Raw genomic sequence first — 22750 nt, forward strand, 5'->3', positions numbered from 1 at the left:
GTAACTTTTTGATTTATATTTTGAGCAAAAACTTTGGATTGAAAGATGAAAGATTTTACCATCTTGAATAAAAAAGCTTTGCCCATCCAGAGACAAGCAAAGCGCATTCAAAACCCTTTATTTTAAATGAAATTCTAATTTAATTTATCTGTCAACTTCGCAAATTGCTTTTCAGCATTTTTCTCTTCATATAGAATTGCGAAAATCGTGTTGATAATCGGAAGTTTTAATTTTTTCTCCTTACAAATGCTATAGATACCGTTAGTTGCGTAATAACCTTCAGCAACCATGTTCATCGATTGGATCGCAGATTTAACAGTATAGCCTTTACCAATTAGGTTTCCGAGATTTCGGTTACGCGAGAATAATGAGTAAGCTGTTACCAAAAGATCTCCAAGATAAGCGCTTTCATTAACGTCGCGCGGTTCTGGATATACAGCTTCTAGGAAGGTTTCCATCTCACGGATTGCGTTAGAAACATAAACCGCAATAAAGTTATCACCATAACCCAATCCACTAGCAATACCAGCACCGATGGCGTAGATGTTTTTCAAAATTGCGCTGTATTCGTTACCAAGAATATCTTGACTTTCGTTCACTTTGATGTAGAAAGAAGAGAATATTTTTGAAAGAATTTCGGAGTCTTTTTGCTCTGCTGCGGCAATAGTTAAGTAAGAAAGACGCTCCATCGCAACTTCTTCTGCATGACAAGGGCCAGCAATAACGGCTTGGTTTTTATAACCAATCTGGAACTTGTCACGAAGGTAATTTGCAACAATATCATTGTATTCTGGCACAATACCTTTAATCGCAGAACAAAATAATTTGTCTTGATAATTACAACTTAGATTTTCTAAAGTACCAGCAAGATAGATAGATGGCGTTGCTAAGACAACAATGTCGCAAGCTTCAACCAGTTCGTTAATATCAGTAGTAAGTTTTAGTTGCTTCATATTAAAGCTAACCATTGGAAGATAAGTTGGGTTGTGTCCACGCAATTGGATTGCTCCTTTTACGAACTCGTTACGAACATGCCAATGCACGGTTTTACAGTTTTCTGTCAGCATTTTTACAATTGCTGTTGCGAAACTTCCACTTCCTACAACACCTATTTTGGGTAGTTGAGGAGATTTTGTTTTTGCCATTTTGTTCACTTATTTTAACCTAATGCAAAGCTACAATTATATAATTAAAATGAAAATCTTTCGACTAAGCATTGTGAGCAAAAGCTGTGAAATATTTTATGAATAATTAAAATTTATTTAAAATTTGTTAAATAAAACTAAAGAAATAATCGTTTTATAAAAAATGATTATTTTTGCAGTCTTAATTTTTAATGTATAATCAAGCAGATATATATGAAGAGATTTTTGAGAAGTAATAAAAAGATTAATATCGTTTTGGGATGTTTATTAGTTGTTGTTTTTGCTCAAGCCATGTTAATCGGAAAACTTTATTCTGAGAAAGATGACAAAAATTATCAAGTTAATTTAGTGAAAATTAACACGGTAAAAGATAGTATTGATCACCGCGAACTAAAGGAAAATCTTTTGAGTGTTGATCAAGTGGTGCGTAATCTTAATTCATTTTTAGCTTCTAAAAATGTATCGGATTTAAGAATTGAAAATCTTGCAAAAGATAGCTTGGCAAACGAAGTTTATCTATCAAAACAAAGCAATCGTTATAGCCAATATTTAGTGGATTTGGAAAAGAAATTACAACAAGTTCCGTTAGGTGTTCCGACTTCCGGCTATATTTCTTCTAATTTTGGGATTCGTAAAAATCCTATTCCATTCAAAACAGTGTTTGCTTCTGTTAAACCATTGAAGCCTGCAGCAACTGATAGTACTGGCACAGTTGCCACATTAAAGGAAGATTCAAAAGCAAGTCAAAATGCTCCAGCTGAGAAAGATCAAATGCAGTTCCATAAAGGGATTGATGTTGCTGTAGCTTTCGGTTCTGATGTTGTTGCGGCGGCAGCTGGTAAGGTTTTATTTGCTGGACAGAAAGGTGGTTATGGTAATTGTGTCATTATTTCGCATGGTAACGGATTGGCAACATTGTACGGACATTTATCTAGTATTTCGGTTGCTAATAACCAAGACGTGAAAGTGGGAGAGGTGATTGCAAAATCAGGAAATTCTGGACGTTCTACTGGTCCACATCTTCACTACGAAGTTCATAAAAATAACACACCAGTTAATCCGAAGTTGTTCATGAATTTATAAAATATTAAAAGCATCTTTTTTAAGGTGCTTTTTTCTTTTTCTAATATCTGCAAATATTAAATTGTTCACGAATTTTGCGTGAGCGATGGTAGCGGAAATCCTTTGGGTTGACGCGAGGCGGCGGAGCGTAGCGGAGCCGTCCGAGCGTCAAGCTAAAGATTGTAGCGGACGTAGCGACCCGAAGTTGTGCCTCGGATTTTGCTTTGGAAAAACGAGGGACACGCCCAAATATTCTATAACTAAACTCCACTACAAGTATATGTTTTATGAATTTTGCATTAATTGTATAGCGGAATTCATGCATTTTCGTATTGTTTAGATTTTTAAAATTGGTAGTTAAACTGCTTTTCTTTTAATTTCGATTTTAGTTTTAAAATTGATTAATAATCGTAATAATTAAATAATATGAAGAAAGTTTTATTGTCAAGTTTTTTGGCATTTGGTTTTAGTGCGGCCATCCAAGCACAGTCGTCAGTTGGTTCTGCAAATGAACAAAAAAATGCTATTTCGGAATTTCCTTTCATGGAAATTGGAGGAAAATTGAACGGGAAAGTATCAACTTCCGAAATTGAGAACGGTGTAAAAAATGCTGGTGATACATCTAATGCTTCAAGAATATTGGCGCCAGATTGCGCAACTTTGGTTAGCCCAGCTAATGCGTCGGTAGGATCGATATACAACCCTGTACTTTTGCGCTGGACGAAACCATCTGGTACCATTACGGGTTACGACCTATATATTGGTTTGCATCCTGATGCGTTGCTAAAACTTGGTACTTCTAACACAACTGGTGCTAATGTGGGAGGTACGACGCCAGATACAACTTATTATTGGAAAGCAATTGCAAAAAGCCCAAGTGGCGACGCTGTTGATTGCGAAACTTGGTCCTTTACAACGATGTCAACATTAGATCCGTATTGTGGACCTATTGCTAGTTTTAGTATTAGTCCAATGCAAGCAATCACGTTTGTGAATTTTAAAGCTAATGTAGAGAAAACATCTAGTGTGACTGCTGACACGCCACATGAGAATTTTAAAGACCATATTTTTAAGGTCGAAAAAGGTGCTGAGACTACGATAAGCGTTAACTCTAATACCGGAACTGGTAAAAAACATTACTATACTGTTTTTGTAGATTGGAATCAAAATGGAAATTTTAATGATGCAGGAGAAAGTTACTTTACGACGACTCCATATTTTTCTAATTTGGGAAGTGATGGCGTTGATGCTTCAAAAATTGTAACTTCAGTTTTGGCGGTGCCAGAAGCTGCATTGTTGGGTAAGACTCGCATGAGAATAAAAGCTGTAGAAGCGCCTGTTAATGGACCGTTATCTGGTGACCTTAGTAATATGACAAGTCCTTGTAATAACGCCGCACCAGCTATTGGACAAGCGGAAGATTATACAATCGAAGTGGTTCCTAAAGGGTCTATGGCGGTAGATAATGTCAACAAGTCTAATGTGTCAGTATATCCAAATCCTTTTAAGGATGTTTTGAAAATTTCTGATATTAAAGGTGTTTCTAGTATTATGGTTTCGGATGTTTCTGGTAGAAAACTTATAGAAGCAAAACCCACTAACGATCTTAATTTATCTCAATTAAAAAAAGGGATTTACATTGTTAATATTAAATATGCTTCGGGAGAATTGAAGTCTATTAAAGTTATTAAAGAATAAAAAATTACATGTTATAAAAAAGAATCCTCAGTTGTATAGCTGAGGATTTTTTTGTTATTAAATTTATAAAAAAGAAAAGCCCGAATATATATTCGGGCTCTTCGAGTGATAACTTAAATAATCTATTGTTTTATGAATTTTTGACTTGTTGTTTTGCCATCAACTTCATAACTAACGACATAATTGCCTTTAGGAAGGTTGTTAATGTCAATTTGTGCGCTTGTCGATGTTTTTACAAGTTGACCTGCTACGTTATAAATATTGATTTTTGTTTCAGCTTTTAATCCAGAAATGTTAAGAACATTAGTTGCTGGGTTAGGATATACTTTAACATTAGTTTTGGTACTATTATTAGTTGCTAAATAACTACTAATATCTACAACAAATACTTTTTTCGTTTTTGTATAACCTCCTATTTTTAATCCGTCTGGTGAGATTGCTGTCGCGTACAGATATTCGTCTTGTACATCGATACCTAGACTTTTAATATATGCTGTGAAGTCTTTGTAACCCATCTCTTCGCTCCAGATAAAACTTTCATTAATGTTAGTTAGTGGTCTAGTAGAATTATAATAACCGATAACAGTTTTACCGTCATTTGTTATGCCATTTGCAGATCCTTTGTACATTGGGTCACCCAGAAGTTGTAGGTTGGCGATGTATTTAACAACACCCGTTGTTACGTCCAAAATGTAAGGGTATTTTCCGTACAAAGGATTTCCTACAAGTTTGCTACCATCGTAAGAAATAGCTCTAACTGAACCAACGAAATTATTATTAGCATCTTTGATAATTGTTTGGACACCATCTTTCCAATAAGCTCCGGTACGTGCTCCGTTTGGTTGATCTTGGTAACCTCCGATAAGCGTTTTGTCATCACTAATAGCATCCGCTCTAGAATAACTAGATGGGAATGCAGCTCCTAAATCTTGGAAACCTTCGCCTTGTGTCCATTTGATGGCGTGTGCACCTCCACCAGGCAACCAACCAAGACCAACAATGGTAGTGTTGTCAGATGTTACAGCATAAGGTGACGAGCTTGTATTATCCATGCTACCCATACCTCCGAGATACGACCATGTTTGGGTAATTGTATCATAGATACTAAATTCGTTAAGGTTGGTCGTGGGGTTACGCATAAAGCCTATTACTTTTGTATTGTCTTCTCCAATTCTTGTGTTCAAATGGTTATCTCCACTTAGTGTGCTACCAATAGTAGTGAAATTTCCATCTTTTGGCCAAAGAAAGTGGATCGTTGTATCTATTGCGCCAACTAATGTCCCTGAGTTGTTAATATCTAGAGGTATGCAGTTAGCTACCGCTGGTGTTGTTGTGAAACGTATTTGCGCATCAAAGTTATTGGTAGATAAAAATGCTATTGCTGCTAAAGGAAGTAAAATTCTTTTTTTCATTTTAATATAGGTTTAAAGTTTGATATCACAATTTTAATCAGAAAATGATATATTTGGAAACCTAAGTATAGCAGAATGCATGAATTCTCGTATAATTGAATTTTATTTAATTGAATATCAATAGCTTGTATTTGTGCTTGTATATTTATTATAATTTTGGTTTTCTTTAATATAAATGCATAAAGTGTCTTTTTTTACTTAAAAATGATAATCTACAGAAGTCTTTTTTTTATTTTTTTATGTTTGACGCAACTTTTCGTTTGTCAAAGTAAGACTGATTTCGATGCTTTATACAATCAAAGCTATAACAAGCTGTATCAAAATCCTGACGAATGTATTGTCTTAACACAAAGCAACCTTCTTAATGTTCAGAATACAGATAACTTTCTCAGTCTGCAGCAGATTATGGGGCAAGCTTATATGATGAAAGGTGAGTTTGTGCAATCCATTAGACTCTCTCTTTAAGTCCAGAATCTCAAAAAAATATAATTTCTTCTAATAAACGCCCGATTAATTTTGACTACATCGTAGCCGAGCAGTTTCATAACTTAATGCTGTTTGACCAAAGCAAACAATTGTTAGATACTTTGATAAAAACGGCAATAGAAGACAACAAAAATATCGAACAGCCGATTCTTATTGCAAAAATATATCAGCTGCAAGCCGTTAATTTTCTATTTCTTAAAGACTATCAAAAATCACAAATTTTCTTGGATAAAAGTAATTCGTATTTACATAAAAATTCGCAAGCGGTGACTTACGTAAAAGCAGAGAATACGATTTATCAAACCAATATTTTGGTGGCTAATAAAGATTATACTAAAGCTAAAAATATACTGACTAAGCTTCGCAATACGCTTGATTCTGGCGAGAATATCAAATTTTTACAAGCATTAATTTCGGAGCGTTTGGCCAATTGTTATTTTTTAGAAAATGATTATCAGTCAGCAATTGAGGAGTTAACGAAGTCTTTGGAAGTCTTAGGCGAGTTGCCTTATTTACTGTTAAAAAATAAAATTTATGACGACTTGTCAAAAAATTATTTAGCAATTAATGACACCGACAAATTTGAGTTTTATAACAAACGTTATTTGGATCTTAACCAAAAAATAACAAGTAACCAGAAAGAAGGCATTAGTTATTTAATTAAAATTACAAAAGATCTTGAAGAGAATAACGCGGATGAAATCCAGAAGAAAGTAAGATTTAACACGTTTTTAGTACTTGGTATTTCTTTGGTTTTAATTGGTTTTTTGGTGGTTTATTTCGTGGTTGAAACGCAAAGAACAAAAGGTCTGAAAAAGCAAATTGTATTTTTGAATCAACGTCATATTTCCTCTAACAAAACTTCTGAAAATATTGAAATAAAGCCAATTAACAATTTGGATATTTCTAAAGTTGATGACGAAATTGTTTCTAAAACCAATAAAAATGTAAGACAGTTGGTGATACCAATTGAAACGCAAAAAGAAATATTAGAAAAATTGAATCAATTTGAGAAATCTGATTTGTTTTTGAATAATGATTTATCGCTTGCGACTTTAGCCAGTCATCTCGAAACCAATACCAAATATGTATCTGATATTATCAACAGTTATAAAGGAAAAAATTACAATGCGTATGTTAATGAATTGAGAATCAATCATATCGTATCCTTGCTCGAAAATGATCCAAGTTATCTTAACTATAAAGTAAGTTATCTTGCTGAGAAAGCTGGTTTTTCGACGCATAGTCTTTTTGCAGCGGTTTTTAAATCTGTTACAGGCGTCTCACCCAATGCTTTTATCAAGCAGTTAAAAGCTTAAAATTATGAAGTTATTCCAATTTTTATTATTGTTTTTTGGCGTGTTACTGCTGCATGCCCAATCTAAGGATGCGCTTATTGAGAAGGCCAATTCGCAGATTCATAATGAACCAGACAAAGCAATTGAATCTTTTAAAAAGCTTCTTAGTACCGAAAAGGATTCTAAAAAGAAGATTAAATATTATCTTCTTATGTCGTCGGCATATATTTCTAAAAGAGATCTAGACCAATCTTTTAAAGCAATGAAAAGCGCCCAAGAGTTGTCTAATGAAATTGATGATAATAAAACAAAAGCTAGCGTCTTAATAAATGTTGCCATCCAATATCAACAGATGGAATTGTACAGCAATAGTTTCGAAAATCTAGAAAACGCCGAGAAATTGAGTGTAAAATTGTCGGATACTGCCATGGCAAAATATTCAATGTTGGGGATTATCTACACCGTTAGAGGGACAATCTATCGCATACAATCTAGTCCAGAGTTGGCGTTGCAGAAGTTCCAGACGGGGATTGATTATTTTAATAAGCTTAAAAAAAGCTATTCTACAGAAGCTAATCTTAGTATAATCTATTATAATATTGGCTATTGTTATCTCGAAATGAAAAATTATGCTAAAGCCGAAATCTCTTTTGATAAGTCTTTGCAGTTAGCGCGTGACAACAAAGCGACTAGCCTCGAGGCTTTTGCTTATAAAGCTTTGGGCGAGCTTTACTTCTATGATAAAGATTACAAAAAGTCGTTGGTGTATCTAGATAAAGCGGAAGAGAAAGCTAATAATATTGGAGATATTATTCTTGATCAAGGGATTTATCTTTTAAAATCGAATAATTATTTGGCTTTGCGCGAGACAGATCTCTACCGCAATTACTATAAAAAGTATCAAAATATTGTCGCTAAAAAACAACAAAACGAGTTTGGGATTATCAGTAAATCTATTGATGATGTGCGTGAGACCAATCAGTTAGCTTTGGATGAGGTGCTAAAATCTTATAAAATTCTTAATCTTATTGTTGTTGTCGTTAGTCTTCTAATAATTGGTTTTGTTTCGTTTTTCCTTTATAAACAACTGAAACTTAATCGATCTTTGTCTTCGGAGATTAACGAGAAGTTTTCGCACCGTAAGCTTTCGTAGTTTTCTAAATTTTTTTTAAAATCTATTTTGTCATGGCTTTACGTGAGCGATGCTAGCGGAAATCCTTTGGGTTGACGCGAGGCGGCGGAGCGTAGCGGAGCCGTCCGAGCGTCAAGCTAAAGATTGTAGCGGACGTAGCGACCCGAAGTTGTGCCTCGGATTTTGCTTTGGAAAAACGAGGGACACGCCCAAAATAAAAAAATCCCGAAACTTATTAAGTATCGGGATTTTTGTGAAGTTATAACTTTAATTATTTCTTAAGCTCTTCAAGAAACTCATCGTGAGAGATTGCTGTTTCTTTTTTGCTTGCTTTTTCTAGGATAGCGTCTTTTAGTTTTGCCATACCAACTTCTGAAGAGATTTGACGTACTTGGTTTTCGTCTTTCAACATTTCAACCGCATATTTTTGTACTTCTTCGTCAGATAAGTGGTGGATACCGTAGATTGCTAACTGATTTCTTACCAACTGCTCAGCTTGTGCCAATACGTCGTTGTAGTCTAAAGAAATTTCGTTTTGCGTCATCAACTTACCTTCTAGGATTTGGTATTTGATTTGGTTTTTCTCGTTTTCAAGAATTTCTTTTGCTTGCTCTTCAGATTGGATGTTCTGGTTAGAGAACAACAACCATTTTGTTAAGAAAGCTTCAGGAAGTTTAACTTCTTCTTTTTCAGAAACTTGTTCTAAAATTTTGTTAACGAAATGTACATCAGCATTTTGTTGGAAATACTCGTCTAACTCTTTTTTAACACGCTCTCTAAGTTCTTCCTCAGACTTAATTTCGTCTTTACCATATACTTTATCGAACAATTCTTGGTTAAGTTCTGCCAAGTCTAGACCGTAGATATCTTTAACAGTTACCTCAACTTCGTTGTGGTGCATGTTTTCAGCTTCATCTTTGTTGATGCCTAATTCTTTAGCAAGATCTTCTTTAGCTACTAAATCTTCTTTAGAAACTTTTACAGATCCATCTTTTTTAAGAGACTTAACAAGATCGTATACTGCTTTAGTTTCTTTGTTAGCTGTAACGTGCTTTGGCGCGTGGTTGTGCTCACCTTCTGCACCTTCTTCTACAACTTGCTTAACTTCTAGAGCGATGTAAGAATCTTTTCCGATTTTGTCTTGCTCTACACGCTCAGCAAAACGCTTTTGCATGTTTTCAACACTTGTAGTGATTTCTTTATCAGACGCTTCAACTTTGTAGTGTGGCGCTTCGTATTTTGCAAGATCGATTGTCAATTCTGGCTCGTAACCAACTTCGAAAGCTACAGATACTTGGTCAGCATTGTAGTCTAACTCGTTAACTGGAAGTGGAACTGGTTGACCTACCAATCTCAATTTGTTATCATTAACATAAGCGTTAAGTGCCTCAGAGATTTGCTTATTGATTTCTTCAAAAGCGATACCAGCTTCATATTGTTTTTTAACCATGCTTAATGGCACTTTTCCTTTTCTGAATCCAGGTACTTGCGCATTTTTAGCGTAGTTAATTAAAGTTTTGTCTACTTTTTCTTTGTAATCTGATTTATCCAAAGTTACAGTAAGTAATGCACTTACTTCGTCATGGTTTTTTGCTGTAACGTTCATTATTAATTAATTGAAATTTTAGTTGGCAAAAATAGTCAAAAAAGAGCGATTTGCAAAATTAATCCTTAGACTAATCATAGCAAATCGCTCATAAAATATGTTAATTTTAATTTTATCGAAGATTTTGTTTATTTTTCTTCAACAAAATTGATTCTTAAGATCTTAGTTCGTGATACCGAAACTTGCTTCTGCATCTGTCTCGCCACCAGTTACACTTCCCCAAGCAGTTCCGTTAAGGTTTTCGTTTGCCGAAGCTGGCTCGTGGATCAATGTCATTATTAATTTTGGAGAAGAATCTTTTGCCGCTTTAACAACAGTCCATTTTGTTTTAAGACCGACACGCACGCCTTTTTTGTTTGGTGCGTCAAGACGCTCTAATTGGATGTCTGATTTTGGAAAATTGAAAATCATGAAATGCTCATCTTTCGCCATTTCGATTTCGCTGGTTACATCTTCGCTACCATTCATAAATTGAGCAGTAACTTCATAGCTTTTTCCGTCTTCTAATTTTATTGCTGGCGCAGCGCCAGATCCAACGCTGTAATTATAATCTTGAACATTATTGGTTGTTAAATTCTTAACATGTAGTACGATATTCGTCAATTCTTCTTGTGGAAGATCATCTGCTTCGAAGTCGTTGTCTCGGCTACAAGATACGATGCTAAGACTAATAAATGCTAATAAAAATAATGTGCTTAATGTTCTGACTGATAATATGTTTTTCATTTTGATTTGTTTTAAGTCGTTTTTCATTTTGAAGTAAAATTTGTCAGTTCGAGTGGTTTTTCAAATTGTGTTTTTGAAAAATTGCATCGAGAATAGAATTTTATTTTTTGATAATAGTTTCAAAATGTTCAACGGATTTGTTAAAAAAGTTTAATTAAAATTTTAAATAATGATACTAAAAATTATATCTGAAATTGATAATAATATTGCGTCCCATATCGTCAGAAAAATATCTAAGACGGTTGAGATAATCGCGATAAGCTTTGTTAAATAAATTTTGAACAGTTACGCCAGCCGAAAGATTCTTTGTTAAATTAAATCCTGCTTGGATATTCCAAAGACTGTAAGCTGGAGGCGGCGTGCTAAAATCTACCGTTTTTGTGACCTCGATACCGTTTTCATAAAATGTAATTTCTGAATTGTGAATCGGGAAACGATCTTGTTTTAAAACTGTTCTGTTTTCTAAATTAACGTAGAAATTTTTCCAATCTTTACGTTGATATTCCAAATTGTTGCTAAAGTTGGTTGGCATCATCAAGATCAAAGGCTCATCGTTGGTGGTGTCTTGTCCATAAAGATAAGCGCCGCGACCACGATAGGTGAGGTTGTCTGTCAAATGAAGATTAACATCGACATCAACGCCCAACATTTTTGCATTGATTTGACGATATTCCCAAACTGGGAAAGGGCCAACTTGCGTCGCTTGCTGAATGCCCGTCGGAATCTGATTGATGAAATTGTTGGTGATGAAATAATACGGATTGATACTAAAATCAAAACCTTTCAACACATCGGCTTTTCCGTCAATCAACAAATTGAATTGATGTCCAGACTCGTTCTGCAAACGCATATTTCCTTTTTCGATAATAGCGGCAGAGTGGTGCAGACCTTCAGCAAAAAGCTCTGCAACATTTGGCGTTCTTTCTACTTTTGCGTAATTAAATTTCACTCCAAAATTTGGATTCGTTTTCCAGTCAATTCCAACGTTGTAAGAAAAGTTTTTAAAATTAAGAATGGGATTAGTCAAGACACGATTTTGATACGTTCGTACATAAAACTGCGAAAAATCTTGCGCATAATTATTCGTCCAATCTTTGTAGTCATACCACTTTACAACATTGTATTTGGTTGCATCGTAACGCGCGCCAGCTTCAACATTTAGGTTTGATAAAAGCTTGTATTTAAAAATAGAATACAAACCTCCCGAATACTTATCATAATTCGGAACCAAACGTCTGGCTTGGGTTTTCGGATTCGAATAGTTGTTTTGATACATCAAATCAATGCCTGTTTCCAAAGACCATTTTTCACGTTCCAAAAGATCATTAATGTTGAACTGATTGGTGATTAATTCCAAATCCAAACTTGGGATACTATTCAAGTCACCACGACGAAGATCATATTCTTTTCGATGATTATACTGGAAACTATAAGTCGCTGAAATCTTGCCTAAATTTTCAAAACGTTTAAAACCCGAAACTTTCGCAATATGATGTTCGATTTCTTGTCTTGGATTATCAATCGAATATCCAAAATCTCTCATATACAAAGGTTCTGGTGCTGTCATCGCTAGATAAAAATCTTTGTCATTACCAACATGCGAACCTCGGAAAATCCCTAAGTTTTGATTCGTGACATAATAATCAAACGAAATCCCTTGCTTGAATTCATTCTTTTGAACCGTAAAGTTAAAAGACGAAAATTCGCTTCCTGTGTTCATCAAATCATAATTCGGAGCAGATAAATCACCCAGCTTTTTGTAGCTGCCATTGGTTTTGATTGCCCAGCCGTTTTCCCACGTTTTTAAAACTTTAAGGTCAACGCCAAGTCCGCGACCGTTCGACATCCCCGAAAGATTAGCCGATCCACTGATGCTGTCTTTCTTTTTGTAAATCTCAGGTTCCAAAACGACAACGCCACCAACAGCGTCTGTTCCGTATTTGAGAGCGGAAGCGCCTTTTATCACATCGATGTGTTCAAAATTGTTGATGTCAACATTAGGTGCGTGTTCTACGCCCCATTCTTGTTCCGCCAATTTAACACCGTTGTTGATAATTGAGATACGACTGCCGTACATACCATGGATAATAGGTTTTGCAATGCTATTCCCGGTTCTCAAAGTTCCAACGCCAGAGATTTTGGTCAAAAGATTTCCAAGATTTTCTGTAGAATTTCTGTTAATCTCGTCTTTGTCAAGCGTTTTGATGATAATGGCACCTTTGGACTTGTGTGGCGCATGTATCGTAATCGTCGCAATTTCTTCGGTGTGATGCTCCAACAGAATTTCCAAATGTAGATTTTTGTTAAGTTCTAATTTGGATTTGTAAGCGTCACATTTTGGGTGTGTTACGATAATGTTGTAAGTCCCAGCTTTGATGTTTGAAAGTGTAAAATTACCTTTTGCATCCGTTTTTGTAGAAAGACTTCCCACGACAACAGTTGCATCACGCAATGCAGATTTGTCATGAAAATCCTTCACCACGCCTTCCACTTTGTACGTAGATTGCGCCATTACCAATGTTGTCCCCAAAAGGAGAAACATTAGTTTGAATATTGTTTTCATTAAATTGAATTTCAGTATAACATATCCAAAAGGGAAAGCCCAAATGGAGTGAATTTATTTCTATTATAACTGGAAAACGGGAGGACCTCGCAAATAGAGGCTGGTAATATTGTAATTGAAAAAGCTTGACCGCAAAACTGCAAACTCTTGCTTTTTCGAAAAGATTTTTAGTGATGAAAAATCAAAGTCGAGTGGCTCGATGCTGTGGTTGGTCGTCAAAAAATGACAAGCCAAACAGTCATTAGCACTCGAGAATTTTTCTAACGAATTTTTCTCAAATTTTACGTCCTTCGAAGTCGAAAAGTTGAGTTGAAACTCGGAATGATGTTGATGTAAGTAGGGTGAAAAGACAAGCAACAACAAATAAAGTCCAGCTATAAAACTGGAGATTATCGATTTATGTTGTTGATTTTTTCTAAACATCTTTACAAAGTTAGTGTTTTATGTTTTGATATATTTAATTCAAAAACAATTATGTGTTGTTATATGTCTTTAAAAACTAAAATTTGTTACGATTATTTTTCGGAATCGAAGTAAAGACGGTAATATTTACCTTTTTCATCTTGTCCAGTTTCTAGTTTGTCGCGATCGCCATGAACGTAGATATGGAAGTTTTTGTCAAGCTTAATGACTGATTTGAAGTGGCGTTGTTGCTTTTTAACCGCTGATTGATTAATCGGAAAATCTTCCGATATGCTGACTTGCATGTCGTTTTCGTAATCGGTTTTAAAGTTTGAAAAACTTTCGATAACGTGCTCGTCTACCAAAATTTCGTTAACGAAATCATCATATTTGAATTCTTCTTTTTCTTTGAAGAAGTTAATGGACTTGTTAAGAAAGTCCGCTTGATCGGCTCTTGATACTTCAAATTCTTGAGGAAGTTGTGTCGTGATATAATCTTTGTAAACCGCCAAAGTCTCTTGCGTGTGGAAGAAGTCGTTGTCGCGTTGTTTCACTTTTAAGAAATCCTCGAACCAATAATACATGTCACCGTTTTTGTTGTTATCAACAACGGATAAAATGTAACCCGATTCTTTGTCATTATTATAAATTAATGCTGCTTTGTCAATTTTTGAAAGTCCGATTCCGAAATCTCTTTCAACTTCGAAAGATTCGTTTTGAGGATATATTTTAAGGAAAGCTTCTCTTTTTTCGGTTTTGAAAATTCCGATTTTGTCGATTTTGCCACCTTCTGGATCTTCTTCGGAATCAAAGAACACGATGAAAACTTCGCCATTTTGAACGCGTGGATTTTCGGCTGCTTCGTAAAGATGTTTTGCGATGTTTTCGGACTCCCAAAGAAATTTGTTTTTGTCTTCAAAAATCTCAGCAACCGAACTGTATACCGGATTGTTAACCAAATAGGTGTCGCTGTAAAACTGAAATTGCTCTTCGGACTTGAAAGCGTTAAGGAAATAATTTCCTAATAACTCCTTCATATCTTCGTGCAGCTCTAGCTCTTCCTGAGAAAGGATTAACGGATCACCATTGATTTTGTTACCAACTTTATGTACAACGATTTTAGAAAACATGTTATAATCTTTTTAGGATTGCAAAGATAGGAATCCGAAGTTAAGATTCGATATCAATTTCATGAAGTCTTTCTTTTTTTGAGAAATCTGTCAATGGACGCGTGAGGGCGAAGCGCATTGTTGGAGCTCGTGAGTTGAGGCGGCGGCTGAGCGAAGCGAAAGCCGCCGCCTCAACTAACAGCGACTGCGCGTAGACCGACGCTTTGGTTGGACTAAGCTAGGAAAAGCGGCACGCCCAAATAGAAATATGCTTCTTTAAAATTATAAATTGTATTAAAGTTTTTAATAAAATAGTTAATATGTCAGAAAAATATTAAAGTTTTCTAAATATGATGTTTGTCATGGAATTAATATTGTTGGTAAATTTTTGTAAAAACGAATATTAATTAAAAATTAGAATTAAGATGAATAAGGTAATAATTAAAAATGCGGTTTTAGGAATTTTATTATTCGGGTCAGCAAGTTTTGTAACGGCTCAGACTTCAGTGAAAAAGTCGCCAGATATGCAAGTGGCACAAGAACAAGTGAATCCAGCTATTGAGGCTTTGAAAAAACAAGTGGAAGCTAATCCAAAAGATAATAATGCGCTTGTGAATCTTGCCGTTGCTTATCAAGAAGGGAAGGATTGGACGAATGCGTTGGAAACTTGGAAAAAAGTAACAACTGCGCTTCCGGATTGGGCGCCAGCATATTATAGCGAAGGTTATGTGTATCAATCTTTGAAAGATGTGCCGAATGCAACATCTTCGTATCAAAAATATATTAGTCTAGTTAAGCCTGAGGAATTAGAGGCTAGTAAAGCAAATTTGGCTTATGCTCACTTTTTTGTAGCTTATTCTCAGTTTGAAACTAACAAAGAGGAAGCGAAAAAGAATATCTCAAAATCTCTTGAGTATGACGCAACTAATGCTGATGCCATTAAGCTGAAAGAAGCTTTGGATAAATAATTGAATTAAATATAAATGGAAAGAGGCTGTCTCAAAAATGAGACAGCCTCTTTTTTTATGTCTAAAAAGTATAGCTGCTGATTAATCAACCATGGCTTCACCGGATTTTCTGTAAATGAAATTTCCGTAGATGTGTCTTCTTGCAAAACGACTTGGCGAATCTGCGTTCACCATTTTGATAAATGTATTTCTTGGAACACCGATGTATTCGTACATTTTACCATTCAAATGCTGAATTTTCAAGATTGATTTTTCGTAATCGAAATCTTCAATATTACTTTTAGAAATAGTTTCGGTGTATTCTTCTTTGTATTTTTCTTGAGTTTCTTTGTTGATGCTCACTAAGAAATGATAGGCTTCAATAACCGTTTTACTCTTTTCTTCGGCTTCTAATTTCCCTGCTTCATCATTGACGAATTTATCAGGATGTGAATCCTTCATCGTGTTTCTGTAAATGGTTTTTAACTCGCTTAAAGTTACATCTTTATCTACTCCAAGAAGTTTTCTGTGCTCGCCAATTCTTTTCATTTTTCTAAATTTTAAATGAATTCAGAAATATATACACTCTGAATTTCGGAGTGCAAAAGTACAAATTATATTTTGAATTTTAATGTTAAAAAATTGATAATGTGATAATTGGCATTTAATCATTTTTTGAGTTAATTGCTTATCTTTGTTAATAATATTACATACAAAATGAATCTATCTGCCGAAAAAATTGAAATCATCAAATGGATTCAATCATTAGAAAATCCAGCATTGATTGAAGAAATCAACAAAATCCGAAAAAGAAAATCTTTGGATTTCGAAAAAGAATGGGAAAGAGGGATTTCGGTTGCGGAAGCTCGCAAAAGAACTTCTGATTACATAAAAACTTTACCTTGGAAGAAATAAATATTATTCTTCAAAGCAATGTTATAGACTATTTGGAAGAATTGGTGTTGACCTTGTTTCAAAAAGAATATTTTGGATTTGAGGAAGATGCGCAAAAATATGTACAAAGAATATATGATTTCATTGAATACAATTTACCCATTTTTCCATTTAAAAACACACCCGAAAATTTATTAGAATTAGGATCTAAATATATTTTCTACAAAGCAAATACAAATACGACTTGGTATATCTTTTTTGAAAACCTCGGAAACCGTTACCTCGTTACCTTCATCACCAATAGCCATTCGGAATTGACGAAATATTTGTAATTTTTAATCTATTAATATTAATCAAAAAAATAATCCCCTCACTTTCGTGAAGGGATTAATTATTGCCTAACTCGCTGAGTTTATTTTACTTCTTCGAAGTCAGCATCCTGAACATCGTCTGCACCGCCGTTAGCAGCACCTCCTTGTTGTTGTCCAGCATCTGGTCCTGCTTGTTGACCTTGAGCATACATTTCTTCTGAAGCAGCCATCCATGCAGCATCTAAAGCTTCAGTTTTTGCTTTTGTAGCATCAAAATCTTTAGCATCGAAAGCTACTTTCAATTCTGCTGCGGCAGTTTCTACTGCAGCTTTTTTGTCAGCTGAAAGTTTGTCACCAAACTCTTTCAATTGTTTTTCAGTTTGGAAGATTAATCCGTCTGCTTTGTTGTAAACTTCAACTTCTTCTTTTTTCTTAGCATCAGCAGAAGCATTTTCTTCAGCTTCACGCTTCATTCTTTCGATTTCTGCATCAGAAAGACCTGAAGAAGCTTGGATTTTGATAGATTGCTCTTTACCAGTTCCTTTATCTTTTGCCGAAACACTTAAGATACCGTTCGCGTCGATATCGAAAGTTACTTCGATTTGAGGAACTCCTCTTGGCGCTGGTGGAATATCTTGTAAATCGAATTTCCCGATTTCTTTGTTATCGTTGAACATTGGTCTTTCACCTTGTCCAACTCTGATGCTTACTGCAGGCTGATTGTCAGACGCTGTAGAGAAAACTTCAGATTTTTTAGTTGGGATGGTTGTATTCGCGTCAATTAATTTAGTGAACACTGAACCCATAGTTTCGATACCTAAAGAAAGTGGCGTAACGTCTAATAAAAGAACGTCTTTAACATCACCAGTTAAAACTCCACCTTGGATTGCAGCACCAATTGCTACAACTTCGTCTGGGTTAACTCCTTTTGAAGGCTTTTTACCGAAGAATTTTTCAACTTCTTCTTGGATAATTGGGATTCTTGTAGAACCACCTACCAAGATAACCTCATCGATATCAGATGTTGATAAACCAGCATCAGATAAAGCTTTTTTACAAGGCTCCATTGATCTTCTTACCAAATCAGCAGATAATTGCTCGAACTTTGCTCTTGTTAAAGTTTTAACTAAGTGTTTTGGTCCAGAAGCAGTTGCTGTAATGTATGGTAAGTTAATTTCTGTTTGAGTTGAAGAAGATAATTCTACTTTTGCTTTTTCAGCAGCTTCTTTTAATCTTTGTAATGCGATTGGATCTGCTTTAAGATCAACACCTTCCTCAGCTTTAAATTCGTCAGCCAACCAGTTGATAATTACATCATCAAAATCATCACCACCAAGGTGCGTATCTCCGTTTGTTGATAATACTTCGAATACACCATCACCTAAATCAAGGATTGAGATATCGAAAGTACCACCACCAAGGTCATAAACTGCGATTTTTTGATCTTTATGTGCTTTATCAAGACCGTAAGCTAACGCTGCAGCTGTTGGCTCGTTGATAATTCTTTCTACTTTAAGACCTGCGATTTCTCCAGCTTCTTTAGTAGCTTGTCTTTGTGCATCGTTAAAGTATGCAGGAACCGTAATTACCGCTCTAGTAACTTCTTGACCTAAATAATCTTCAGCCGTTTTCTTCATTTTTTGAAGAATCATAGCAGAGATTTCTTGAGGTGTATATTCTCTGTCGTCAATTTTTACTTTAACCGTATCGTTTGGTCCAGCAACTACTTTGTAAGGTACTCTTGTGATTTCTGAAGCGTCATCTTTGAAGTGCGTTCCGATAAATCTTTTGATTGAGTAAACTGTTTTTGTAGGGTTAGTTACCGCTTGTCTTTTTGCAGGATCACCTACTTTTCTTTCACCATCTTCTGTAAATGCTACGATAGATGGAGTTGTTCTTTTCCCTTCTGCGTTAGGGATAACTACAGGATCTTTACCTTCCATTACTGCAACGCAAGAGTTGGTTGTCCCTAAGTCAATTCCGATTATTTTGCTCATATTTTTATTTTTTTAATTTTAAATTGTTGTTATGCATTTCTCAATCTTTGTGCCATTGAGAAATGCTGACATAATTTGTTATGAACAATGACATATTGTCAGTTTTGGGAAATGGTTTGTTTAAAAAAGACGTCAAAAGAGTCATCATTTTCAAGTTTTAATTTTTTACGAAGACGATAACGTTTGGTATTGACACTATTTGCGGAGATGTTGAGTGCCGAAGCGATTTCTTTTGAGTTAAAACCTTCATACAATAACGAAATCAAATTAATATCAGCTGTAGTTATTTCTGGAAATTGCTGTTTTAATTTAACAATAAGTTCTTGAAGATTAGATTTAGAAATATTAGAAATATTCTTAATTTCCGAGCTTTGATTGGTGAGATTTGCAAACTCTAATTTAATTTGATTAACATCGCTTTGAGTAAGAGTTTCTGTCTTTTTTAACCTTATAGAAAGATCTTCCAAAAAGTTGTTCAGGCTTTCTGACTGTTTTACAAAAGATGATAAATATTGTTGATTAAGCGTGTCTTTTTCTTGGAGAATTATTTCTTTAAGACGTTTGTTTTCAAGTTCAATCTCGATAATTTTTTTGTCTTTTTCGATACTTATAAGTTTGCGCTTGTTGTTTTTGCGTAATAAATAAATACTGAAAGCCGCAATGACAAGCAATAGTGCCGAAATTATAAATATGATATAATAATTACGTTGTTTAGACTTTAATTGTGATAAAGAAAGCTCTTTGGTTTTGACATCGTTCTCTAGCTCAACCAGTTTAATTTTATCGGTGCTACTTTTTTCGGCTTGCGAAATAGTGAGGTCGTAGTATTTTTTTGTGTATTCTAAAGCTTTGTTCGGGTTTCCAATTTCTGCATAATACTCTTTGTAATCGCCATAGATGGTCACAAGATAATCATCGATGTTGTATTTTTTTGCTTCATTTTCGGCGATAGCCATTGTCTTTTCGAAGTTTTGAAAGTCTTTTTTCTCCCAATAGATTTCTGCAATGTTAATGTCTGAGAAAATTTTCAAACGCATTTGTTTGCTAGATTCTAATAAGTTTTTTGATTTTAAAAAACTTTCTAAAGCCTTGTCGTATTGCTTTTCTTCTTTGTACCATAATGCTTCACGATTATAAGTAAGCGCTTGCATTTCTTCATTTTTGAAGTTGGTATTTAGATTTCTTGCAATGTCATATTGTGCTTTAGATTGGCTTTTGTAATAGGACAGTGAATCTTTTATTTTAGCACTTCTATATTTTTCGTAGTAGACATAGCCGACATTTTGATAAAGTTTTATAAGATTGAGTGTATCTTTTTGGCTTTCTAAAAATGGAATAGATTGATGAAATTTTCTGATTTTTCGATCAAGGCTGGTTTCTACATTGGCTTGGTTAAGTATGGCTTGACCTTGTTTTTTAATATTCTTGGCTTGTTTTGCTGCAACTTCAGCATCTAGAAAATATTGATAAGCTTTTTTGAGGTTTCCCTTTTGTCCCCAAAAAACACCAAGACTAAGATAAGTGTCTGCTAACCATTCTTTATTATTTTGTTTTAGCGAAATTTCTAGATTCTTGTTAAGTAATGATAGCGGATAATTGGTATCTGTAAAATCATTTTTATTAACAATTCTATTGACTTCGAGGATGGCATTTTCTTGATAAAGCGTCGTAATGACTTTTCTCAAACTATCACTTTCTGAAAGTTGGGCAGGTATTAAGCTAAAGTTGGCTAATATAAGAATAAAGCTTAGTAGATATTTATTTAGCTTGTTGAACATATGCCTAGAAAAGTTATTTGTTTTTATCTTAAACAAACAAATGTATTAAAATATTAAATAAGAAAAAGCTGTCTCCGATGAAGACAGCTTTTCAAAATTTAGAAAAACTTAAAGATTATTCTTTAACAACTTTTTCCGTCGTAACATTGGAGTTTACATCTTTCATTTTTACAATGTATACGCCTTTAGGCAGATTTGCGAATGAAATGCTTGATTGGTTAAAGCTTGTTTTCAAACTCTTACCTTGCATATCATAGATTTGCGCCTCTACGATTTTTTCTTTCGAACTGATATAAAGAGTATTTTTAACAGGATTAGGATACACTTTTATTGTTTTTTTATATACTTCTGCTGTAGCAAGAGCTGGTGTACATGCACCTAAAATTTGAAATATATTATCTACACCTTTACCATTGTCATTAATTTTTGGAGTCCATGTTGCGCCATTATTAGTTGATCCCATAGATGGCAAACTATCATCATCGATGTTATATCCAACCCAACGGATAGGGTAACCGTCGTCATTTGTTGTAACACTTAACCAATATTTTTTAGCTAAAACATCAGTTGGGAAGTCATAAAGTGTTGGGAAGTCAATTTGTATATCTTGATACAAGCCAGTCCCAAATGGAGGTTTAACCTCAAGATTAGATAATGTTTTGATGATTGTGCCTGGTTTACCAGCGTTATCTTCATGAATATTTATTGTGAAAGGTGGATAATGCTCAGCATTTTTAATGTCAAAGTTGACAAGCATTTTAATTCCCGTAAAACTAAATTTAGTATTAGGTTGGATTATGATGTCATTAGCAACTAACTGATTCATAGATCCATTGATGCCGGAAACATAACTTACAACACCATCAAATTTTTGTTGACAAGGGTCATTTTCTTTTAAAATAGTAATTTCAATATCTTTATAAATTGTTGGATCATCAACACTTGTTGCACGGATAACTGCTTTACCTGGAAGATATGCGAAAACTTCGCCTTCCCAGATGCTGGCATTCTCATAACCTTCTTCTACAGTCCAAACAACTTTTTGGTTAGCTGTACTTGGGTTAACAACTGCGTTTAGTTTAATACTAGATCCTACAATAACTTCTGGAGCACCACCTCCATTAACTGATAAGTCGACACTAGTTGGTTGTATTCTAGTGTCTTCTTTAACACTAAGTTTTGATAGCCAAACTGTTGATTGTAATGAAGGATCCAAACCTCTAAATCTTAATGCGAGTTTCACATTTGGTTTTCCTTTAAGATTATCTAACTTCGAATTAACTAAAATTGTCGAATAGTCATACCAATAAGAAAAATCATTGGTTGTCCATACTGTTTGCCATGTTGTGCCATTGTCAATCGATGATAGCACTTCAAAGCTCATTAGTTCTAACTCTGCATCAACTGAGCTGAAATTAGTAAACATTTCCATGTAAGGTTTTGTACTGTTTTCTAAGCTAAACGACTTGGTAATTAGCCATTCATCTATATCACCAGAATTTTGTATTGCGCTACAAACTGCTTCATAATGACCGTCTGGTTGCTCTGCAGAAATTTTCCAATTATTGGTTGGATTGGTTTTTACTATTGTCCAGGTAGAAGGGATTGCGCCACCCGAAAAATCTTCGAAAAGATATTGTGCATAGCTAATCTGTATGCAAAACATCAAAAGTAAAAAAGAAAGTTTTTTCATATTGTTTAATTTTGGTTTTCAAATTTTAGCAAAAAAAATGAATTTCATTTGTATTTTTTATAGACATCGTATAGACAATAATATTAACCGATTGATTATTAAATGTTTAATAATTTCGCCAATAATCGATTGTACTTCTGGAAATATCGTGCTTTTTTAAAGAATAGTTAATTTAAATTTGCCAATTGTTGATTTGTGAGACGACGAAAATTTTGAATTCAAAAGAGTTTTTTGTCGTTTCTTTTTCGGCGGGTTTGTCCATTTGTTAAGTCCATTGTTTAATAAAAGTGCTTAATATTTGGTCAACCTATTTTAGGACAATGCAGGTTTTATAATCGTTGATCGGGAGGTTTGATCCTTGTTTTTTTAATGCTAATGGAATTTTTTTTTAATTAATGATATTATGTTATGCGTTGAAATTTATTATTTATCTAACGCTGGCAATGCTTTGTCTTTACTGTTTTCTTTTGTTATTATATTTTTTCTATTTA

The 22750-nt window shown here is 34.4% G+C and carries 18 protein-coding genes; 8 read left to right on the forward strand and 10 right to left on the reverse strand.

Annotated elements, in window-relative coordinates; translation table 11 throughout:
• Window positions 1-134 precede the first annotated feature (134 nt).
• Window positions 135-1145 (reverse strand): NAD(P)H-dependent glycerol-3-phosphate dehydrogenase, encoded by a 1011-nt coding sequence (locus B5X62_RS10625; RefSeq protein ID WP_079667405.1) that lies wholly within the window; start codon window positions 1143-1145, stop codon window positions 135-137.
• Window positions 1146-1358: 213 nt separating this feature from the next.
• On the opposite strand from B5X62_RS10625, the gene B5X62_RS10630 reads away from it, so the two are divergent.
• The gene (locus B5X62_RS10630; protein ID WP_079667406.1) at window positions 1359-2228 is read left to right on the forward strand and encodes a M23 family metallopeptidase; all 870 of its coding nucleotides are present in this window, start codon (window positions 1359-1361) and stop codon (window positions 2226-2228) included.
• 405 nt (window positions 2229-2633) lie between these two features.
• Window positions 2634-3905, forward strand: a complete 1272-nt coding sequence (locus B5X62_RS10635; protein WP_079667407.1) for a GEVED domain-containing protein — start codon at window positions 2634-2636, stop codon at window positions 3903-3905.
• A gap of 122 nt (window positions 3906-4027) precedes the next feature.
• Here B5X62_RS10635 and B5X62_RS10640 read toward each other — a convergent pair whose 3' ends face one another.
• On the reverse strand, window positions 4028-5317 hold the full coding sequence (locus B5X62_RS10640; RefSeq protein WP_079667408.1) for a T9SS type A sorting domain-containing protein: 1290 nt from the start codon (window positions 5315-5317) through the stop codon (window positions 4028-4030).
• A gap of 204 nt (window positions 5318-5521) precedes the next feature.
• Here B5X62_RS10640 and B5X62_RS10645 point away from each other — a divergent pair, with 204 nt between their 5' ends.
• The 3 genes from B5X62_RS10645 (at window position 5522) to B5X62_RS10655 (ending at window position 8254) form a co-directional block, all read left to right on the forward strand.
• A complete protein-coding gene (locus tag B5X62_RS10645) occupies window positions 5522-5782 on the forward strand; it encodes a hypothetical protein (RefSeq protein ID WP_079667409.1) in 261 nt (86 codons plus the stop codon).
• 86 nt (window positions 5783-5868) lie between these two features.
• Entirely contained in the window at window positions 5869-7122 is a 1254-nt protein-coding gene (locus B5X62_RS10650; protein ID WP_079667410.1) for a helix-turn-helix domain-containing protein, read from the forward strand.
• Between the two features lie 4 nt (window positions 7123-7126).
• Window positions 7127-8254: a tetratricopeptide repeat protein gene (locus B5X62_RS10655; protein ID WP_079667411.1), complete on the forward strand. Its 1128-nt coding sequence runs from the start codon at window positions 7127-7129 to the stop codon at window positions 8252-8254.
• A gap of 250 nt (window positions 8255-8504) precedes the next feature.
• Here the strand turns inward: B5X62_RS10655 and B5X62_RS10660 are convergent, their stop codons facing one another.
• The 4 genes from B5X62_RS10660 to B5X62_RS10675 form a co-directional block, all read right to left on the reverse strand.
• Window positions 8505-9839, reverse strand: coding sequence for a trigger factor (locus tag B5X62_RS10660; protein ID WP_079667412.1), 1335 nt, complete (start codon window positions 9837-9839; stop codon window positions 8505-8507).
• A gap of 162 nt (window positions 9840-10001) precedes the next feature.
• Window positions 10002-10565 (reverse strand): hypothetical protein, encoded by a 564-nt coding sequence (locus tag B5X62_RS10665; protein WP_079667467.1) that lies wholly within the window; start codon window positions 10563-10565, stop codon window positions 10002-10004.
• A gap of 175 nt (window positions 10566-10740) precedes the next feature.
• Window positions 10741-13128 carry a TonB-dependent receptor gene (locus tag B5X62_RS10670; RefSeq protein WP_079667413.1) on the reverse strand — a complete coding sequence of 796 codons (2388 nt, stop codon included), beginning with the start codon at window positions 13126-13128 and terminating at the stop codon, window positions 10741-10743.
• Window positions 13129-13643: 515 nt separating this feature from the next.
• Window positions 13644-14660 carry a nucleoid-associated protein gene (locus tag B5X62_RS10675; RefSeq protein WP_079667414.1) on the reverse strand — a complete coding sequence of 339 codons (1017 nt, stop codon included), beginning with the start codon at window positions 14658-14660 and terminating at the stop codon, window positions 13644-13646.
• Between the two features lie 404 nt (window positions 14661-15064).
• Here B5X62_RS10675 and B5X62_RS10680 point away from each other — a divergent pair, with 404 nt between their 5' ends.
• Window positions 15065-15607, forward strand: a complete 543-nt coding sequence (locus tag B5X62_RS10680) for a tetratricopeptide repeat protein (RefSeq protein ID WP_079667415.1) — start codon at window positions 15065-15067, stop codon at window positions 15605-15607.
• Between the two features lie 81 nt (window positions 15608-15688).
• Here the strand turns inward: B5X62_RS10680 and B5X62_RS10685 are convergent, their stop codons facing one another.
• A complete protein-coding gene (locus B5X62_RS10685) occupies window positions 15689-16135 on the reverse strand; it encodes a KTSC domain-containing protein (protein WP_079667416.1) in 447 nt (148 codons plus the stop codon).
• A gap of 168 nt (window positions 16136-16303) precedes the next feature.
• Here B5X62_RS10685 and B5X62_RS10690 point away from each other — a divergent pair, with 168 nt between their 5' ends.
• Together B5X62_RS10690 and B5X62_RS10695 are read left to right on the forward strand one after the other, a co-directional pair.
• On the forward strand, window positions 16304-16501 hold the full coding sequence (locus tag B5X62_RS10690; RefSeq protein ID WP_079667417.1) for a hypothetical protein: 198 nt from the start codon (window positions 16304-16306) through the stop codon (window positions 16499-16501).
• Window positions 16489-16812 carry a hypothetical protein gene (locus B5X62_RS10695; protein ID WP_079667418.1) on the forward strand — a complete coding sequence of 108 codons (324 nt, stop codon included), beginning with the start codon at window positions 16489-16491 and terminating at the stop codon, window positions 16810-16812. Before B5X62_RS10690 ends, B5X62_RS10695 begins: the two co-directional genes overlap by 13 nt.
• Before the next feature lie 80 nt (window positions 16813-16892).
• Here the strand turns inward: B5X62_RS10695 and dnaK are convergent, their stop codons facing one another.
• The 3 genes from dnaK to B5X62_RS10710 all read right to left on the reverse strand — a co-directional run bounded on the left by dnaK (window position 16893) and on the right by B5X62_RS10710 (window position 22259).
• Window positions 16893-18788, reverse strand: coding sequence for a molecular chaperone DnaK (dnaK, locus tag B5X62_RS10700; protein ID WP_079667419.1), 1896 nt, complete (start codon window positions 18786-18788; stop codon window positions 16893-16895).
• 98 nt (window positions 18789-18886) lie between these two features.
• Window positions 18887-20566, reverse strand: coding sequence for a LuxR C-terminal-related transcriptional regulator (locus B5X62_RS10705; protein ID WP_079667420.1), 1680 nt, complete (start codon window positions 20564-20566; stop codon window positions 18887-18889).
• Between the two features lie 115 nt (window positions 20567-20681).
• A complete protein-coding gene (locus B5X62_RS10710) occupies window positions 20682-22259 on the reverse strand; it encodes a T9SS-dependent choice-of-anchor J family protein (RefSeq protein ID WP_079667421.1) in 1578 nt (525 codons plus the stop codon).
• Window positions 22260-22750 lie beyond the last annotated feature (491 nt).

Origin of the sequence: Soonwooa buanensis, assembly GCF_900167905.1 — a bacterium.
In the GTDB taxonomy this organism is placed as follows: domain Bacteria; phylum Bacteroidota; class Bacteroidia; order Flavobacteriales; family Weeksellaceae; genus Soonwooa; species Soonwooa buanensis.

Bases quoted from the DNA above. Each gene is read 5' to 3' on its own strand.
- B5X62_RS10625 (WP_079667405.1), bottom strand. From the start codon at position 1,145: ATGGCAAAAACAAAATCTCCTCAACTACCCAAAATAGGTGTTGTAGGA.
- B5X62_RS10630 (WP_079667406.1), top strand. From the start codon at position 1,359: ATGAAGAGATTTTTGAGAAGTAATAAAAAGATTAATATCGTTTTGGGA.
- B5X62_RS10635 (WP_079667407.1), top strand. From the start codon at position 2,634: ATGAAGAAAGTTTTATTGTCAAGTTTTTTGGCATTTGGTTTTAGTGCG.
- B5X62_RS10640 (WP_079667408.1), bottom strand. From the start codon at position 5,317: ATGAAAAAAAGAATTTTACTTCCTTTAGCAGCAATAGCATTTTTATCT.
- B5X62_RS10645 (WP_079667409.1), top strand. From the start codon at position 5,522: ATGATAATCTACAGAAGTCTTTTTTTTATTTTTTTATGTTTGACGCAA.
- B5X62_RS10650 (WP_079667410.1), top strand. From the start codon at position 5,869: ATGCTGTTTGACCAAAGCAAACAATTGTTAGATACTTTGATAAAAACG.
- B5X62_RS10655 (WP_079667411.1), top strand. From the start codon at position 7,127: ATGAAGTTATTCCAATTTTTATTATTGTTTTTTGGCGTGTTACTGCTG.
- B5X62_RS10660 (WP_079667412.1), bottom strand. From the start codon at position 9,839: ATGAACGTTACAGCAAAAAACCATGACGAAGTAAGTGCATTACTTACT.
- B5X62_RS10665 (WP_079667467.1), bottom strand. From the start codon at position 10,565: ATGAAAAACATATTATCAGTCAGAACATTAAGCACATTATTTTTATTA.
- B5X62_RS10670 (WP_079667413.1), bottom strand. From the start codon at position 13,128: ATGAAAACAATATTCAAACTAATGTTTCTCCTTTTGGGGACAACATTG.
- B5X62_RS10675 (WP_079667414.1), bottom strand. From the start codon at position 14,660: ATGTTTTCTAAAATCGTTGTACATAAAGTTGGTAACAAAATCAATGGT.
- B5X62_RS10680 (WP_079667415.1), top strand. From the start codon at position 15,065: ATGAATAAGGTAATAATTAAAAATGCGGTTTTAGGAATTTTATTATTC.
- B5X62_RS10685 (WP_079667416.1), bottom strand. From the start codon at position 16,135: ATGAAAAGAATTGGCGAGCACAGAAAACTTCTTGGAGTAGATAAAGAT.
- B5X62_RS10690 (WP_079667417.1), top strand. From the start codon at position 16,304: ATGAATCTATCTGCCGAAAAAATTGAAATCATCAAATGGATTCAATCA.
- dnaK (WP_079667419.1), bottom strand. From the start codon at position 18,788: ATGAGCAAAATAATCGGAATTGACTTAGGGACAACCAACTCTTGCGTT.
- B5X62_RS10705 (WP_079667420.1), bottom strand. From the start codon at position 20,566: ATGTTCAACAAGCTAAATAAATATCTACTAAGCTTTATTCTTATATTA.
- B5X62_RS10710 (WP_079667421.1), bottom strand. From the start codon at position 22,259: ATGAAAAAACTTTCTTTTTTACTTTTGATGTTTTGCATACAGATTAGC.